This window comes from Paenibacillus sp. FSL R5-0490 (assembly GCF_001956215.1).
Lineage (GTDB): Bacteria > Bacillota > Bacilli > Bacillales > Cytobacillaceae > Cytobacillus.
The window spans coordinates 63,012-79,372 of record NZ_MRTQ01000012.1 but is presented as its reverse complement, the minus strand read 5'-3'; the positions used below and the strand labels follow the sequence as shown (position 1 = coordinate 79,372).

At 42.2% G+C, this 16,361-nt stretch carries 17 protein-coding genes; 10 read left to right on the top strand and 7 right to left on the bottom strand.

Annotation, left to right across the window (positions count from 1 at the left end):
* The first annotated feature begins 113 nt into the window (after nt 1–113).
* Both BK139_RS11850 and def read left to right on the top strand, forming a co-directional pair.
* Entirely contained in the window at nt 114–305 is a 192-nt protein-coding gene (locus tag BK139_RS11850) for a helix-turn-helix transcriptional regulator (protein ID WP_076258886.1), read from the top strand.
* On the top strand, nt 298–876 hold the full coding sequence (gene def / locus BK139_RS11845; protein ID WP_076258883.1) for a peptide deformylase: 579 nt from the start codon (nt 298–300) through the stop codon (nt 874–876). Before BK139_RS11850 ends, def begins: the two co-directional genes overlap by 8 nt.
* Nucleotides 877–914: 38 nt before the next feature.
* Here the strand turns inward: def and BK139_RS24360 are convergent, their stop codons facing one another.
* A complete protein-coding gene (locus BK139_RS24360) occupies nt 915–1,046 on the bottom strand; it encodes a hypothetical protein (RefSeq protein WP_258751946.1) in 132 nt (43 codons plus the stop codon).
* 126 nt (nt 1,047–1,172) lie between these two features.
* Between BK139_RS24360 and BK139_RS11840 the strand changes: the two genes are divergently transcribed.
* Nucleotides 1,173–2,000: a DUF2935 domain-containing protein gene (locus BK139_RS11840; protein WP_076258880.1), complete on the top strand. Its 828-nt coding sequence runs from the start codon at nt 1,173–1,175 to the stop codon at nt 1,998–2,000.
* Between the two features lie 265 nt (nt 2,001–2,265).
* The gene (locus tag BK139_RS11835; protein WP_076258878.1) at nt 2,266–2,901 is read left to right on the top strand and encodes an adenine nucleotide alpha hydrolase family protein; all 636 of its coding nucleotides are present in this window, start codon (nt 2,266–2,268) and stop codon (nt 2,899–2,901) included.
* Between the two features lie 33 nt (nt 2,902–2,934).
* On the opposite strand, the gene BK139_RS11830 is transcribed toward BK139_RS11835, so the two are convergent.
* Together BK139_RS11830 and spoIIP are read right to left on the bottom strand one after the other, a co-directional pair.
* Nucleotides 2,935–3,705 carry a (S)-benzoin forming benzil reductase gene (locus BK139_RS11830; RefSeq protein WP_286148621.1) on the bottom strand — a complete coding sequence of 257 codons (771 nt, stop codon included), beginning with the start codon at nt 3,703–3,705 and terminating at the stop codon, nt 2,935–2,937.
* A gap of 209 nt (nt 3,706–3,914) precedes the next feature.
* Nucleotides 3,915–5,048: a stage II sporulation protein P gene (gene spoIIP / locus BK139_RS11825; RefSeq protein ID WP_076258876.1), complete on the bottom strand. Its 1,134-nt coding sequence runs from the start codon at nt 5,046–5,048 to the stop codon at nt 3,915–3,917.
* Between the two features lie 122 nt (nt 5,049–5,170).
* On the opposite strand from spoIIP, the gene BK139_RS11820 reads away from it, so the two are divergent.
* The 4 genes from BK139_RS11820 (at nt 5,171) to rodA (ending at nt 9,126) form a co-directional block, all read left to right on the top strand.
* The gene (locus BK139_RS11820) at nt 5,171–5,626 is read left to right on the top strand and encodes a hypothetical protein (RefSeq protein ID WP_286148618.1); all 456 of its coding nucleotides are present in this window, start codon (nt 5,171–5,173) and stop codon (nt 5,624–5,626) included.
* A 154-nt stretch (nt 5,627–5,780) separates the two neighbouring features.
* A complete protein-coding gene (locus tag BK139_RS11815; RefSeq protein WP_286148617.1) occupies nt 5,781–6,536 on the top strand; it encodes a FixH family protein in 756 nt (251 codons plus the stop codon).
* A 389-nt stretch (nt 6,537–6,925) separates the two neighbouring features.
* Nucleotides 6,926–7,708, top strand: a complete 783-nt coding sequence (locus tag BK139_RS11810; protein ID WP_076258872.1) for a DUF4931 domain-containing protein — start codon at nt 6,926–6,928, stop codon at nt 7,706–7,708.
* Nucleotides 7,709–7,953: 245 nt separating this feature from the next.
* A complete protein-coding gene (gene rodA / locus BK139_RS11805; RefSeq protein ID WP_076258871.1) occupies nt 7,954–9,126 on the top strand; it encodes a rod shape-determining protein RodA in 1,173 nt (390 codons plus the stop codon).
* Between the two features lie 31 nt (nt 9,127–9,157).
* Here rodA and BK139_RS11800 read toward each other — a convergent pair whose 3' ends face one another.
* The 4 genes from BK139_RS11800 to BK139_RS11785 form a co-directional block, all read right to left on the bottom strand.
* Nucleotides 9,158–10,216, bottom strand: a complete 1,059-nt coding sequence (locus tag BK139_RS11800) for a Ger(x)C family spore germination protein (RefSeq protein WP_076258868.1) — start codon at nt 10,214–10,216, stop codon at nt 9,158–9,160.
* Nucleotides 10,213–11,313: a GerAB/ArcD/ProY family transporter gene (locus BK139_RS11795; protein ID WP_076258866.1), complete on the bottom strand. Its 1,101-nt coding sequence runs from the start codon at nt 11,311–11,313 to the stop codon at nt 10,213–10,215. The genes BK139_RS11800 and BK139_RS11795 overlap by 4 nt, the downstream gene beginning before the upstream one ends.
* 54 nt (nt 11,314–11,367) lie before the next feature.
* Nucleotides 11,368–12,861, bottom strand: a complete 1,494-nt coding sequence (locus BK139_RS11790) for a spore germination protein (protein WP_076258864.1) — start codon at nt 12,859–12,861, stop codon at nt 11,368–11,370.
* A 268-nt stretch (nt 12,862–13,129) separates the two neighbouring features.
* Nucleotides 13,130–14,098: an ABC transporter substrate-binding protein gene (locus BK139_RS11785; RefSeq protein ID WP_076258861.1), complete on the bottom strand. Its 969-nt coding sequence runs from the start codon at nt 14,096–14,098 to the stop codon at nt 13,130–13,132.
* 205 nt (nt 14,099–14,303) lie between these two features.
* Here BK139_RS11785 and BK139_RS11780 point away from each other — a divergent pair, with 205 nt between their 5' ends.
* Both BK139_RS11780 and BK139_RS11775 read left to right on the top strand, forming a co-directional pair.
* Nucleotides 14,304–15,305: a FecCD family ABC transporter permease gene (locus BK139_RS11780; RefSeq protein WP_076258859.1), complete on the top strand. Its 1,002-nt coding sequence runs from the start codon at nt 14,304–14,306 to the stop codon at nt 15,303–15,305.
* Complete coding sequence (locus BK139_RS11775; protein WP_076258857.1) at nt 15,305–16,360, top strand: FecCD family ABC transporter permease; 1,056 nt, start codon at nt 15,305–15,307, stop codon at nt 16,358–16,360. The genes BK139_RS11780 and BK139_RS11775 overlap by 1 nt, the downstream gene beginning before the upstream one ends.
* Nucleotide 16,361: the final 1 nt, after the last annotated feature.

Here is a 16,361-nt window from a genome sequence, read left to right as displayed (position 1 = left end):
TCTTCCATTTTTCACGAAAAAATTTTTTGTGGAGCTGTGAATGTCCAAACTATTAGACATCCTCACATCTGAAATGCTACCATAAGAACAGTTTCGGCCCATAAGGTGGCAGGATGAAAAATAAAATAAAGGAAATACGAAAAAAGCTGGGAATAACTCAGAAAAGGCTCGCTCAAGAATGCAGTGTGGCCAGGCAGACAATTAACTGCATAGAAAATAATAAATATAATCCCACATTGGAGCTTGCTTTTAAAATATCTAAAACACTAAAAGTAAAGGTAGATGAATTGTTTATTTATGAGTAAATTTAATGCTGATACAATCATTACGATGAAGGATATTGTACGTGAGGGTGATCCGATCCTGCGTGAAGTTACAAAAGAAGTCACAATGCCTTTGACTGAAGAAGATCGCGGAACGCTGATTGCGATGATGCAGTATTTGAAGAACAGCCAGGACCCTGCACCTGCAAAGAAATATGGCTTGCGTCCGGGCATTGGGCTATCCGCCAACCAAATTGGCCTGAACAAGCGCATGTTTACAGCTTATTTTACCAATGAAAAAGGTGAGCCACAGGAACATTATGTAATTAACCCAAAAATTATCAGCCACTCTGTCGGTGTCATTTTTCTTCCGGAGGGTGAAGGCTGCCTGTCTGTAGACCGTGATGTAAAAGGGTATGTGCCCCGTTATGAGCGCATTAAGGTAAAAGCATATAATCTTGATGGCGAGGAAGTGACACTCCGGTTTAAGGGGATTCCGTCTATCATCATGCAGCATGAGATCGACCACCTGAACGGAATTATGTTTTATGATCGAATTGATAAAAACGACCCGTTCAAAGTTCCGGAAAACTCAGTTATGGATAGTTTTTAATATTGAAAACCGGCTCCCAACAGGAAGCCGGTTTTCTCTTAATCCAAATCAGTCTTATCTTTTTGGTCCTTATTCCTCTTGTTGCCCTTGCTGTTATCACCGCTGATCGGGGATTGATTCCCTCTTGGTGAATTTTGATTATTACTGCCTTTGTTGAACTTCTTTGTCATGGCGATTCTCCTTTCTTTGATTGCTACCTTATTTTTTCTGAATTACTTCCTTTTTATCCGGACCGGCCTTCATGTTTCCTTTTAAATTGCATATACATTTACAAGGATTATTTTGGGGGGATTTGGATGAATGAAATAGGTTTGACACCGTGGGAGGAGCATGCTTTTTGGCTGGAGATTCTTGAAGATCATGCGATTTTTGTCAGGGACCATCTTTCTCCGGCTGAAGGCAAGTATGTAAAAAGAGCGGATGATTACAGACAAGCCTTCCGGGATCTCAGGATTAGGCTTAACGAATTATCCCCATCTGTACAGGCAGAATCCCGGGAGGCTGTTGCAATGGTGATGGAGATATGGCCAATTGCAAATGGCTATTTTCAATTTGAAGGAAAAATTCAGAACCTTAGAATCAAAAACATGATCAATATTAATCTTTCGCCCACGTATTTTAACGGCACATTAAGTGAGAATCAGGAATATCTGAGGCTTCTTTTTTATTATGCAAAAGGGCTTACAGCTCCGCCGCAATCTCTTTTTGATCTGCTGGATTTGTGGCTCGAGGACCAGCTGGGGCATATTATTCTTTTGAGGAATTCAATTGATCCAATTGAGGTTTTTGTAGAGGAACAGGCTCAAATTTATACGAGGATTTTTCAGGGGTTCCTCGTGCAGAACCGCCATATGAAGGGGTATCTCCGATTCACGGAGCCGGGGTTTCCGCGCCAGCAGGAAATGGCGAGGGACGTGGGAGCTGCTGTCATTGAAATGAATGAATATATTAAAGGTATAGTCCAAAAATATGCCGGCAAAAGAATTCTCAATAAAACGACTCTGAGATTTCTCGAGCATCATTTCCCGGAAGCCTGCTATTTAATTAAAAAGCTCAGTTATTATGCTCCCGAGCTGGCGGGAGAAGCTTCAAAATGTTCTTTAAAAAAACCGTCTTATGGATAATATCTAGTGGAACCCTCTCTTAAAAAGGCGGGTTATTTTTTGTATTGGCGGGCAAATAGGCAATTTTGCAAAAAAAATGCTTCCTTGAAAGGAAGCTGAAAAAAGGGGGATTTACACTTGTAGGATTAGTATGCCCGGACAAAAAAATTATTATTCATATTTTCTAAAAAAGTTTTGATTCAAACTTTTGGTTCCCTTGTGCCCCAGGTTTATTCCATGGTATTCGTGCTATACTGAAAATAGAATCCGGTGGAGAGGTGTTAAAATGAAGGAAAATATTTTAATTTGTGTAAGCAATCCCAATCATGCGGAAAGACTGGCCCAGAGAGGAAAAAAACTGAAGGAAGCTTTTCAGGGAGAGGGCTATATACTCTCCGTAGAAAACCGGAAACAGGAAGAGTTTAACTTTAACGAGCTTCAGACAAAATACTTGTTCGAAAGTTTAGCAGAGAAATACGGGCTGGAGATGCTCGCCAAGTATGCCGGGGGCAAAAAAACAGCCAAGGTGATCGCTGATGTGGTACAGGAGTACAAAATTACCCAGATTATTATTGGACAGGCTGTTCAAACCAGGCTGGAGCGGATGGTAAAGCCTTCCCTGGTCAATGAATTATTCCAGCTGCTTGATGGGGTGGATATTCTTGTCGCAGAAGTTTCCAGAAAGGTCTATGATCCTTCTGATGATACTGATAAAGGGCTGCCGGCCCAGATCGTCAAAAAAGGCTCCGATTATCATCTAGTCATTGGAGAAAGTAATGAGAATGGGATAATGGGCATCTTCTTTAAAGAATTATCCTCCGACTTCTCAAATGGTTTTTTTGTTATACAAAGAGAAAATAACCATGAAGTGCTGCGTATTCACCATGGTGTCGTCGATAGTAATATATTGGAAGATAAATAAGAAAGCCGGCCCGCCAGCCGGCTTTTGACATCTTTAAATGAAGTCGTTTACATAATAAACTTTTCCGCTCTCAATCTCCTTATGAAGCAGACCTGCCAATGCGTTTGCCACAGTTTCCGTATCCCTTAGCATTCCTTTCTCCTTATATTCCTGGAATTTCTCCAGATCATGAAATGCTTCCTTTGCTGAAGAGCGAATGGTTCCCTGCATATCTGTGTCCATGACACCTGGACTAAAGGCAATAATCTTATGGCTGCTTCCTGCTGTCTGCAATTCCAGTGCAGCAGTTTCCGTGAACATATTTATTCCGGCCTTGGTGCTGCAGTAAGCACTCCACCCCTGTATGGGCCTTTCTGCAGCGCCTGAAGTAATATTGATAATGATCATTTCACTTGAAACTTCACGCAGCAGGATGTTCGAAATCATCATAGGAGCAATCAAATTAACATGAGCATTTTGAATTAATGCCGCATGATTGAGATTCCCGGCTGTCCCGATTGGATCTATGATCCCTGCGTTGTTAAATACATATACGGTCTCCGGATTTTTTTCCTGCAATAAGGCTGTCAGTTTGCTGAAAACAGTTTCAAGCTCATCCGGTGAGGACAGGTTGCAGAAATATTGAGCGAAGAACACGTTGTTCTCTGCAGCAATTTTTGCCAATTCTGGGTTTTCGGTCCTTGATACAGATATGATTCCTGTTCCTTCAGACATCATTCTCCTCGCAATGGCCGCTCCTAACCCTTTTGATGCGCCTGTTATAATAGCCAATTTCACTTTCATCACTCCTATTTTCTGCTTCATTATCTCCTATTAAAGCAGAAAACAATTATTTTTTCCTGTATCGGCCATTGTGTTCCTGTCTGAATGCCTTCATTTCATCCTCTATTAAATTGATAATGGAGAGGGACATTCCTGAAAACAGGCAGGCAACCGTAATCGTGCTTATGCCAAACAGAAGGTAAAGAAAACAGGTGCTGAAAAAAGTAAACAGGAGACAATAGTGGCATGCGCTAATCTTTCGCATTGACCGGCTCTGCCTTCAAGTAATAATCACTGAATACATCCGCAAAAGCTTTAATGGAGTTATTCAGTTCATCCAGATTATTTTCCACACCTCCGAATTCCAGCAGAAGGGCCCGTTCGGAAAGATCCTGGTTATATATGCCGTTGCCTTCACTTTTTCCTTTCACAATGACCCCCCTGCTAATTCCCTTATATTTTTCTTCCAGTGCCTGGTGGAGCTCCGTAGCCACTTTTAAGTTCTGCTCATAGCTTTTGTGCTCCTTGCCCACGACAAAAAACAGTCGAGCGTATGGCTCCTGGCCAATTAATGCGGTAGTCTTCCCGCGAGGCAGTGAATCCCTGTGGATATCAATCAGGAATTTAACATCTTTATTCTCTGTCATGGCAGTCTGGACAGTTTCTCTGGACATCGCATAGGAATTTTCCCAGTTCCAGCCCTTCTTTTTCAGTTCTGCGGCTATGTTGGTTTTATCATGCTCCGCACCTATGCCTTTTCTAGCCAATTCTTCACTAAGCTTTTTCCCGACAGCAATAATATTCACCTGTTCATTGGGGCTGACGGCCTCATCTGTATTTTTTACATCTTTTAATAATGGAGCAAACGATTCCCAGCTGTGGGAATGGTAAATGAAAACCCCCTTTTCGTCCGGAATTACCGGGGGAGCACCATTTTCCTCACTCTGGCCGTTATTCATAGCCAGTTCTTTTTCTTTTAAAAGAACTTCAAGGGGAGGGGCGGATTCCACTGGCAGGTTGGTGAAATCGGTACCCTCTCCGGCAACGGCAATACTGGTATCAAAAATCGAAAAACCAGGGAGCTCCCGGCCAAGGAACGTTCTAATATCCTGCGGCTGTGTATTGGTTGCCAGCTTAAATAGGGTTCCGGACAGGGAGTAGCTTTCGGCAGGAGCTTCCTTATAAAAATAATGATTCTCAGCTTTTAAAAAGTGAATGAAGAGCTGGCCGGCTTTAATATCCTTTAGCAGCACATTCATATGTGACGAAGAAAAGGCAGCCGGATAAAGCGTAACAGCCCCGGCAAGCGCCATGACTGCACAAATACTGAAAAGCCAGCTGTTTATATAAAAGAAAAGAGAATGGACGCTTAATTTAGAATTCATATCAATCCCTCCACTCTCTAAATATATGACGGATAAGCTGAATTAGAAGATAAGAGAGCCAAAGGGAAATCGGGCTTTTTAACGAATTTATTAAAAGAGTCTATAAAAGGGAGATGACTGAAATGGTACAGCAAGTATTAATGGAAAAAGACGAACATAGAAAATTGGCCATCAGCTTATTCAACAAAGTATGGGACCTGATGGAAAATCCTGATAGAACGGAAGAAGAAAACCTCGAAATGATCCATATGGTACATACATCGCGCTATCATTGGGGAATTGTCGGGCACCCTGTTAACCTTTCAAGGGGAGAGTGGCAGATATCCAGGGTATATACAGTCTTAAACCGGGCTGAACCCGCTCTATTTCATGCTAAAAGAAATCTTGAAATTTGTCTTTCTAACAAAATTGGGGACTTTGATTTGGCATTCGCCTATGAAGCGTTGGCCCGCGCCTATAAAATAGCCGGCGATGAAGAAAATGTACAGCAATATAAAAAGCTTGCTTTCGAGGCTGCCGAAGAGATCGCAAAAGAAGAGGACAAAAAAGTGGTTCTGAATGATCTTGCAACCATTTAGTATAAAATACATAATAAAAAGCAATCCTTTGTACTAAATCTCAAAAGGCCTGAAAGGGCCTTTTATTTTTTGAAAAGATTTCATTGTTTTATCACAAATGGCTTTTATAGTTAGATTATCAAAGAACATTATAGATAAAGAGAGGGACACTAAATTGAAAAAGATATTATTCAGCCTAATGGCGGGATTGCTGGTTCTTGGCGGATGCAGCCAATCTGATGAAGAAAAGCCTGCAAAAAACGACGAAGTGCCGCAGATTATTGAAGCTGTCATCGAGGTGCCTGAAACCATTAATCCTGGTGAGAGGGTGACCCTTGCTGTCACTGTCAAACAAGGCGGGGAGGCCGTAAAAGATGCGGATGAGGTGAAATTTGAAGTCTGGCAGGAAGGACAAAAAGAAAACGGTAAAATGATAGAGGCAAAGCACGGGTCAGAGGGGAAATATACCGCTGAACATGCTTTCGCAGAAGAAGGCCTTTACTATGTTCAGTCCCATGTTACGGCAAGAAGCCAGCATACGATGCCAATGGTTTCGGTACAAGTGGGTGAAGTCAAAGCAGGGGACTCAGAAACGGGGCATGATCAAGAAAATGAAGATGGCCACTCTCACGGCCATGGCGGTGAGGTGTCCATTGAGCTGCAGGCCCCTGACCAAGTCCATGCAAACGAACAAACACAACTATCTGCCCTGGTTGATAATGAAGGGGAACCGCTCGCGGATGCTAAAGTAAAACTTGAAATCTCGCTGAATGGTGAAACACCTCAATGGGTGAATATGTCTGAACCAGAACCGGGCAAATACACTGCCGGCCATCAGTTTACAAATGCAGGCACATACACCATCACGACACATGTCGAAAAAGGCGACGACATTCACGAGCACACAGAAACTGAATTAACGGTGCATTAAATACTTTTCAGCGGGGAGGATTAATTACCCCGCTGATTCTTTTAGTTTACCAGATAAAGTTTTGGCGGGGACTTCGGACACAAAACCCCCGAAAAGCCCGGTGAAAGTCCGAAGTCGGAGCAACTTCAGACACAAACCACAGGATAAAGTCAATTTGAGTCGGAAGTCAGAGCAACTTCAGACACAAGCGGCAGGAACCGGCCAGTTTGAGTCCGAACAGGGTGCAGCTTCAGACTCACCCCCGAAAAAATCCGATGAATGTCCGAACCCCTCCCCGGCCCCCAAGAGCATCATCGATTAAGAGCACCGATGAAACTGGCACAGATACCCCACTCACAGTTTCATGATAATATAGAAGGAGAGATTACAGAAAAGCAGGTGTCAAAGAGATGTCAGATACACATTTGCATTTTAATACGGGGATTGGGGTCCAAAAGCCTAATAGCATTCGGAATAAGGATATCAGCTGCCCTTTTTGTGCAAGGGAGGAGCTGACCGATATCATTGCCGTAGAGGATTCAATTATTTTGCTGAAAAATAAGTTTCCTGTTCTGGAAAACTCCTATCAGACGGTGCTGATTGAAACGGATCAATGTGACGGTGAGCTGTCGGTTTATCCTGAAGAGCATTTGGTCAGGTTAATTTCATTTGGTTTAAAACATTGGCTGCTAATGGAAGAAAGCGGGGAATATGAATCTGTATTATTTTTCAAAAACCATGGGCCATTATCCGGGGGAAGTATCGCCCACCCGCATATGCAGATTGTGGGATTAAAAAATATTGATTACAAGGAAAGAATTCAGGTGCAGGATTTTGAAGGGCTCCTTATTCATGAGGAAAGCGGAACGGTGTTCACTTTATCGACTTCCCCGAGAATCGGCTTTTATGAATTTAATGTGAAGCTTGCCGATCAGGATGATATTCCGTACTTTGCGAAATGCATCCAGACTGCAGCGCATTATATTCTGAATGCCTTCCCTTTTCCAAGTAATAGTTATAACTTGTTTTTCTACAAGCTGGGCAGGGAGATTTACGCGAAAATTGTTCCGCGCTATATTACTACGCCTATTTTCATTGGATACAGCATCCCCCAGGTGCCTAATAATCTCGAGTGGATGAGAGATGATATAAAAGTGAGATATTTTAGCGGAGAGTTTAGAACCGGGTCTTAATGCCTTTTGCATCCGAAAAAAGAGAATCTTAGACTGTGCTGAATATGGCCGTAAATAACTATTCTCAGTAATCGTAAAAATTTGAAATAATAACCATTCGCTTTTAGAAGTTGTGATTTGTCTCTATAAAAAATATAATGAAATATTGTAGCGAGGAATATTGTGAGGTACATATGCTATTCCTTGCACTGTGCTCCGTTATGCCTTAAAAGGTAAATGGTTTTGTTTTTTAAAGGAGAATGATCATGACCTCAAATCGATATACACCTCCTAAGCTGGATTGGGGCTTAGTATTAATATTGATGCTGCTATTCCTGGTAAGTGCTATCTCTATTTACAGCGCACAGACTACAGGACAATATACAGAAAACTTCCTATTGAAGCAGGTTGTCTGGTATGCCGTTGGAACAGGAATCATCGCTGCCGTAATCACACTGGATTCCGATCAGCTGAAGAAAATTTCCTGGTATGTGTATGGCCTCGGCATTGTACTGCTTGGATTCCTGGTTGTGGCGCCAGCAAGCATAGCTCCTGTCATTAATGGGGCAAAAGCATGGTACAAGGTTCCTGGGATGGGATCCCTTCAGCCAGCTGAGCTTGTTAAAGTGTTCATTATTCTGGTATTAGCGAAAACGATCGATGAGCATCATCAAAAAAATCAATACAAAACCATGCAGACTGATTTATGGCTGCTGATTAAATTGGCTGGATTAACAATGGTGCCTCTGCTGCTGGTTATGCAGCAGCCCGATTTAGGGACAAGCCTTGTCTTTCTGGCAATCATGCTTGGCATGATCTTCATTTCAGGAATCAGCTGGAAGCTGCTTGCGCCTATATTTGGAACAGGTGCGGCTCTCGCAGGCACCATTTTATATTTTGTTTTATGGCATCCGGATATCCTTGAGAAGTATCTGGGAGTAAAGGAATATCAGTTTGCGCGCATCTATTCCTGGATTGACCCCTATAATTACCAAAGTTCAACCGGGTTTCAGCTGACACGTTCTCTCCTTGCCATTGGATCAGGGGAAACAAGCGGGAAAGGATATGGAACGAGGGAAGTCTATCTGCCTGAGAGCCATACCGATTTTATTTTCAGTATTGTAGGCGAAGAATTTGGTTTTGTAGGGGCTAGCATTGTGGTCAGCCTTTTCTTCCTGCTGATTTACCATATTACCAAGATTGGCATGGAAACGAAGAACAATTTCTATACCTATATTTGTGTAGGTGTTATCAGCATGGTTACCTTCCATGTCTTTCAGAATATCGGAATGACCATCGGCCTTTTGCCTATCACAGGCATTCCGCTTCCTTTCATCAGCTATGGGGGAAGCTCGCTGATGGGGAATATGCTGGCCATGGGACTGATATTCTCGATTCGCTACCATTATAAAAAATATATGTTCTCAACTAGTGATTAAATAGAAAGAGCGGGCTTATGACAGCCCGTTCTTACTCAATAATGCCGGTTTCTTCGACAGTGACATTGCATTTTACATCAAAATTAAGCGTTTTATATTCATCCTCCCACTTTTTATAATCAAAATTCCTGTGCTGTGTTTTTTTAATTTGGCCCAGTCCAACTGGATCAATTCCAAGCTCCTGAAACTGTTTAAGCAGCTTGAGACATTCCTTTTCAACCTTTTTCTCCAGTTTTTTTTCTACGTCCTTAACCACCTTTGAAGACAGTTTAGTGCCGGTATACTCACGGATAATGCCTTCAATATTAATGTTGATGGAAGCATGATTATCAGTAATTTTAATTTTATGTTTGGATTTAATGCTCTTTACAGCAGCAAGATTTCCTTTTTCTAACTTAACGTCGAAATTTCCTTCACTATATTTGTCAACCAGCAGCTTAAAAAAGAACAAATCCTTTAAAGGCAGGATTTCTACCTCCCTATCCTGGTCGAAAAGGCTAACTCCAATGATCTCCACTTTATCATCCGCAATCTTTTTGATGCGGGGAAGAAATGTGTCTCTCCCTTTCTCGTAATAATTACGGGAAGCAATGTGGAGGTTGGTTTTCGGAATATCCCGATGCTCAATATTATGCTGTATCAAATTATATATGTAAGTTGAATTTCCCCTTGTTCCATACTCTCCCATCATTACGTCTTCCGCTTTATCCTCCGAAGTCACAACAAATACCCGTGCACCAATACTTGGGTCTCTTTGAAAAGAATCTATAAGGTCATAGATCCCTTGCCTCGAAATTTTAGGCCCGAAGACCGCCACCTTTAATCCGCCTGTCACAACCGGCTCAGATGATTGCCGGGTTACATCTAATAAAAGATCTTGGCGGAGCTTACCATTTCCTGAAAAGGTCCGGTTTATCACGCTTTTATCAGGCTGAAATTCCTGAAATAATACTGTCCCTCTGTATTTGTCTTTTGAATCCTCTGCTAAATCGTAGCCAACTCCTACTTCAATGTTAATATCATCCAGTATTTCTTTGTCCACACAGCCGGCTAGCAGCAGCACTAAACAAATAAGCAGCAGATTTTTCATTTCTTCTTCCCCTTTTTCAGCTTTTTGGCAATCATAACCGCAGCGAAAAGCAAAGGAATATAAATAAAGTTAAAAATAAATCCCATTTTACCAACATAGTCATTAAGCATATTAATTTTTTCTCTTGTATCCATGAAAGTAATAATGGATAGCACTGCGGCAACAACAAAAAATACGCCCACTTTCTGGCGGATATTAAAAACCCTTTTAATGAGCCGTGAGGCGATCCAGACAGATATGCATATATTAGGAAGAATGATTAAGTTCCAGTTGGCGATTCCAATATATTCAAAACGTTCAACAAAGGGCATCTCCACTATTTTCCACATTGTTAAACTGGCCCAAATTTGTTTAGACAGCTGGTCTTCGGAAAAATAGGCAAAGGTAATGATGGCTAAAATTGTATATATAAGAGTAGTTGTCATTACGGCCAAATGAGCCCATTTCTGGGATTTCCTTGGTTCTTTAATAAAAGGATAGAAAAAAATGATACTTTCAAACCCAATAAAAGTAAGGGACATATGAAAAGAAGCTGTAAGCAGCTCTTTTACGGAATGATCCCAAATGGGCAGCAGATTGTAAAAATTGGAGAATTTAAGCGCCCAGCCAAATGTAAGGAGAAGGTAGGCCGGCAAAACAAGCCCAAAGAATGCGATACCCACGACAGTCCTAAATCCCCCAAAAATAATGTATACACAAAGCGCCAAAAAGCCGAAGGAGAACCAGAAGGTGTTGATTTCCGGAAACATCCAAACCTGAATGACTTCTATAAATGTCCTTAAAACTGTTAAGGAAAAAAGGATAAAATAGCCAATGAAAATGGCGCTGAGTGCTTTGCCAATAAAGTTTCCTGCGACGTATTTATGTGCAGTTACAATATCACCGCCAGCAGTCTCGCAGATTTTATAGATTAACCAAATAATTACGTGAATGCATCCGCCGGCAAATAAAATGGATATCCAGGCATCATATCCTGCATCCATTGCAATAATTCTCTGATAACCTAACACGCCAATTCCGATTTGTATGGACATAACCATGTAAAATACTAAAAAGGGGGATATTTGTAATCTCTCTGGTATAGGCTGTTCCTTCATCTGGTTCACCTCCATATGATAATCTCAAAACGCTCTGCGCAGATACCTGCTTCATTATTCATCAATATCTTTTTTCTTTTTTGCTTTTTTCTTGTTAAAACGGATAGGATTTTTAGTTCTTAAAAAAATCGGCCTTTTGGATTGTGCTTCAAATGGAAGCCGGATAAGGGCATCCTTCATATCCACCACCCGAGGGGGGTAGAGCGGTTCAAGGAATGGCCTTCCAAGTGAAGTCAGCCTGGTTAAATGAGTCAACAGTACACAGAAGCAAAATACAATTCCGAGCAGGCCCCATAACTCTGCGAAAAACAGAAAAGGAAAGCGAAGCAAACGAATCGTATTGCCCATCCTGTATACAGGTGTTGTAAAGGAAGCGAGAGCTGCAAGGGCTACAATAATTAGCAGGACGTTACTCGTCAGGCCTGCTTCTACTGATGCAGTTCCTATTACAATTCCTCCCACGATACCGATTGTCTGGCCGACCTTCGTCGGAAGACGTGCTCCAGCCTCGCGAAGCAATTCAATCGTAAGCTCTAAAAACAGCGCTTCAAGAATAGGAGGAAGCGGAATCTCCCGCCTTGATGTGATTAAAGTACTCATCAAATCCTTTGGAATCAATTCATAATGATATGAAAGAGTTGCTACATAAATAGGTGTAATCAGAATAGAAAACGCAACCGCGAACAAGCGGATAAGCCGGAAAAAAGAAGATAAAATCCAATTTAAAAAATAATCTTCAAAAGAGCTGAAAAACTCAACGAGGGTGGTTGGCGTTATTAATACATGGGGTGATCCGTCAACCACAATAGCGATTTTTCCCTCTGCCAAAATCCCCGCGACCCTATCAGGCCGCTCTGTATCAAGCAGCTGAGGGAAAGGGGAATTGGAGTTATCGCTAATCAGCTGGACAATATAAGAGCTGTCTGTGATGGCATCAAACTGTACGTTCTTAAGTCTCTGCCTGACAGTGTCTACATTATCCTCATTCGTGATATTTTCCATATAAAGAATTGCGACTGAAGTCTTTGACAGACTTCCCAGTGTGAATTCTTCAATGATCAGTTCTTTTACAGGCAGGCGTTTCCGGATTAAATTCAAATTTTGGCCCATTGATTCTACAAAGGCTTCCTTGGGACCGATAACAGAAAACTCAACCTCAGGCTGGCTTAAACCTCTGACTATTTCTTTTTGCGCAGCTATAAAGCCGAAATGTTTGAGCTCTGTCTCAATCGTCAGCATGACGTAGCCATTCATCAGCTTTTGTTCAATTAAAGAAGGGTCGTCGCAAATCTGCACATCAGCTACAGGAACAAGCTGTTTAATGTCCTCGATTTCCCGAAACTCGTCTTCGAGCAGGTTTGGGAGAATGCCATCCTGGATAATATTTTCATCGATTAACGTAGCCATGAAAGTAAGTCCAAAACGCACATTCGTTTTTTGGTTATAATAAAAGATTTTTTTAAAGTCTTTGGATTTAATGAAGGATTGCTCCCATTCCTTATGCTCTATATCCTCTTTAATCCGTTTATTCTTCAACCATTTCCTCATAGGTAAATCACCATCATTTTCGGCATTACGCTTATTGTTGCCGGTTTTGGAAAACTTATGAATGGAAGGCAACAAAAATAATGTTTAGGTGTCGGGGTACTTTAAGAAGATAGTGAGGGCAAATAAAAAAGGAACCTGGGTCAGGTTCCTTTTTTATTAAGCTCCGGTGCCTGGCCACTCGAGTCCGTTAGGCAGGCGCCGAAGTTAATATATATTTGAGCTCTCATAAAAGAGGGGGTATTATGGGAGCGCAATCACAAGTTTTGCATTACTTCACAAGGTATTTCTCAATGTCATCCAATAGCAGGTTAGCAGCAATAACGCCTCCGGCAGTATTCCAGATGGTGTCGCTGACTTCATGAACATTGCCTTCCTGAGCTACTTTAAGGTTCTTGAATAATGGATCTTCAATCCATTCTTTAGCAAGTTTATTTGCTTCGCCATCCCCTGTTTCATATGTGAAGTAGAATAAAACATCTCCATCCATGGCAGGAATGCGCTCTTTCGTAGCATTCTTTTCAGCGAAGTCATCAACATTCTGGCTTTCCGGACGTGCAAGTCCAATTTGATCAAGAATGACGCCTGAGAAGGAGTCTTTATGGTAGATGCGGACGTCCCCAGCCATGAAGCGGACAATGGAAACTTCCTGGTCTAATTTATCGCCAAGGCTCGTTTTAATTTCTTCGATGCGGCTGTCATAATCAGCAAGGACTTTTTTGCCTTCTTCTTCTTTATTGATAGCTTTTGCGTAAAGCTCGAAATTTTCCTTCCAGTCTCCGCGTAATGTTTCAGCAAAGACAGTAGGAGCAATGTCATTTAATTGATCAAAGATTTTTTCCTGGCGCATTTTGTTGCCGATAATAAGGTCCGGCTGCAGCGCTGCTATTGCTTCTACATTGACTTCACTTTCTGTACCAACAATCTGAACATCTTTCATATCATCAGCGATATGGTCATACCACGGATCGCCAGTCCAGGACTGAACGGCACCAACTGGAGTAACACCCATGGAAAGTAATGCTTCAGTACCTTCGTTAGTCAAAATGACAACTTTTTCAGGTGCTTTATCAAGCTCAGTTGTGCCCATTGCATGCTCAACTGTATAGCCTGTATCTTCTGTTTTGGTTCCTTCTTTTTCCTTATCGGCTTTCTCATCCTGTTCACTGTTATTCCCGCAGGCAGCCAGGAACAAGATTGTGAAAACTGAAAGAATGGCTAGTAAAGACTTGAATTTCATTATGTACTCCTCCATTTTTCGTTGTTAATGATAATCATTTTCATTTGATATTTTTATACTAATGTGAACGCTTTATATTGTCAATAGGTAATTGAAAATCATTTTCATTGAAAATGATTTTCAAACTCGTTGACAGCTAATCCTCTGTACAATAGACTGAAAATGTAACTATACCTTATAAAATAGACGCAAGAAGGGTCTCGCTATGCTATTAAAAACAAATTCTCTGAGATGGGCTGGGCTATTGGCAGCTGTTCTCCTTTTATTAGTATTAATGTCTTTCAGTATTGTATACGGATATACCGACACAACCTGGAAGATGGCAATTGATGCATTTACAAACTTTGATGGAACGAATGAACACATAATCATTCAATCTGTCCGTCTGCCGAGAGCTTTGATTGCCGCGGCGGTAGGGGCAAGCTTAGCCATTGCGGGTGTCCTGCTCCAGTCATTAACAAAGAATCCTCTTGCTGCTCCTGAAATCTTCGGAATTAACGCAGGTGCCGGATTTGCAGTTGTCATTACAGTAACGCTATTTTCCATCAGTAATCTGCAGGTCTTTACATGGGTATCATTTCTGGGAGCAGCTGTTTCATTTATATTTGTATATATTATCGGCTCTATCGGCAGGGAAGGGCTGACGCCTATGAAATTAACCCTTGCCGGTGCGGCGATGAGTGCCATGTTTGCTTCAATGACACAAGGCTTTCTCGTCATTAATGAGACTGCCCTTGAGCAGGTGCTGTTTTGGCTGGCGGGGTCTGTATCCGGAAGGAAGCTTGAGACCCTCGCAGCTGTATTCCCATATTTACTGGCCGGCTGGATCTTTTCACTCATCATTGCTGGAAAATTGAACGTCCTGTCAATGGGTGAGGATGTTGCGAAGGGGCTGGGCTTGAAAACAGGATTGCTTAAATTGGGTGCAGGCATTGTTATTGTTCTTCTGTCAGGAGGGGCGGTAGCTGTCGCAGGTCCCATTGGTTTCCTCGGCATTGTCATTCCACATTTGACCCGGGCTGTCGTAGGCATTGATCATCGCTGGGTTATTCCTTATGCGGGTCTTCTCGGCGGGATGCTCCTTCTGATTGCAGACATAGCATCCAGGTACATCATCATGCCGCAGGAAGTACCTGTCGGTGTCATGACCGCCGTTATTGGAACTCCTTTCTTTGTATATATTGCCAGAAGGGGGTTCAATAAATAATGAAAAAATATTATAATTTGCGCTTTTTTGGCGATAAGATATCTTTTTTAGTAAACAGGAAAGCACTTATCACATTTTTATTATTGGTAGCAGCTGCTGCTGGAGTATTCGTGATCAGCACCGGCACGGGTGAAATGAAGATCAGCCCTCTAAAGGTAGTGCAGGTATTCTTTGGCGGTGGTTCGGATATGGATAGGCTGATCATTCAGTCATTCAGACTTCCAAGAATCATCGTTGCCTTGATGGTGGGAATGGCGCTTGCTGCAGCGGGGGGCATTCTGCAGGGGATTATTAGAAATCCGCTTGCATCTCCTGATATTATCGGGATTACAGGGGGAGCATCTGTAGCAGTTGTAGGTTTTCTTGCTTTCTTTAGTGATAAAAACAATGCATTAACTGTAAGTATTAATTGGATGCCTCTTGCAGCTTTTGCGGGTGCTGCTATTCTGGCTTTCCTTGTTTATTTTCTGGCCTACAAGGATGGAGTGTCGCCAATACGCCTTGTTTTAATTGGAATTGGACTTGCAAGTTTAATGAAGGCGCTGACCACTTTGATGATGGTCTTTGGACCAATTTACCAGGCCAGCCAGGCGAATATCTGGATAACCGGAACAGTTTACGGTTCAAATTGGGATAATGTCGCCATATTGGTCCCTTGGACGCTCGTGTTTCTGGTACTGGCGTTTGTTCTGTCACGTAATGTCAATATCCAGGAACTTGGCGATGATATTGCCATGGGTGTAGGCAGCACTGTACAGAAATACCGTTTTCTGCTGCTGATGGTCAGCACGGCATTAATTGGCGGAGCTGTCGCATTCGGCGGAGGGATAGGCTTTGTCGGCTTAATGGCTCCTCATATGGCACGAAGGATGGTAGGCTCTGCTTTTGGCGCTTTGCTTCCGGCTTCTGCATTGATTGGAGGAATCCTGGTCATGGCAGCCGATCTGATAGGCAGGACTTTGTTCTCGCCGCTTGAAATTCCGGCGGGGGTGTTTACAGCAAGCATTGGCGCACCTTACTTCATTTACCTGCTTTTCAAGACAAGAAACGCATAAG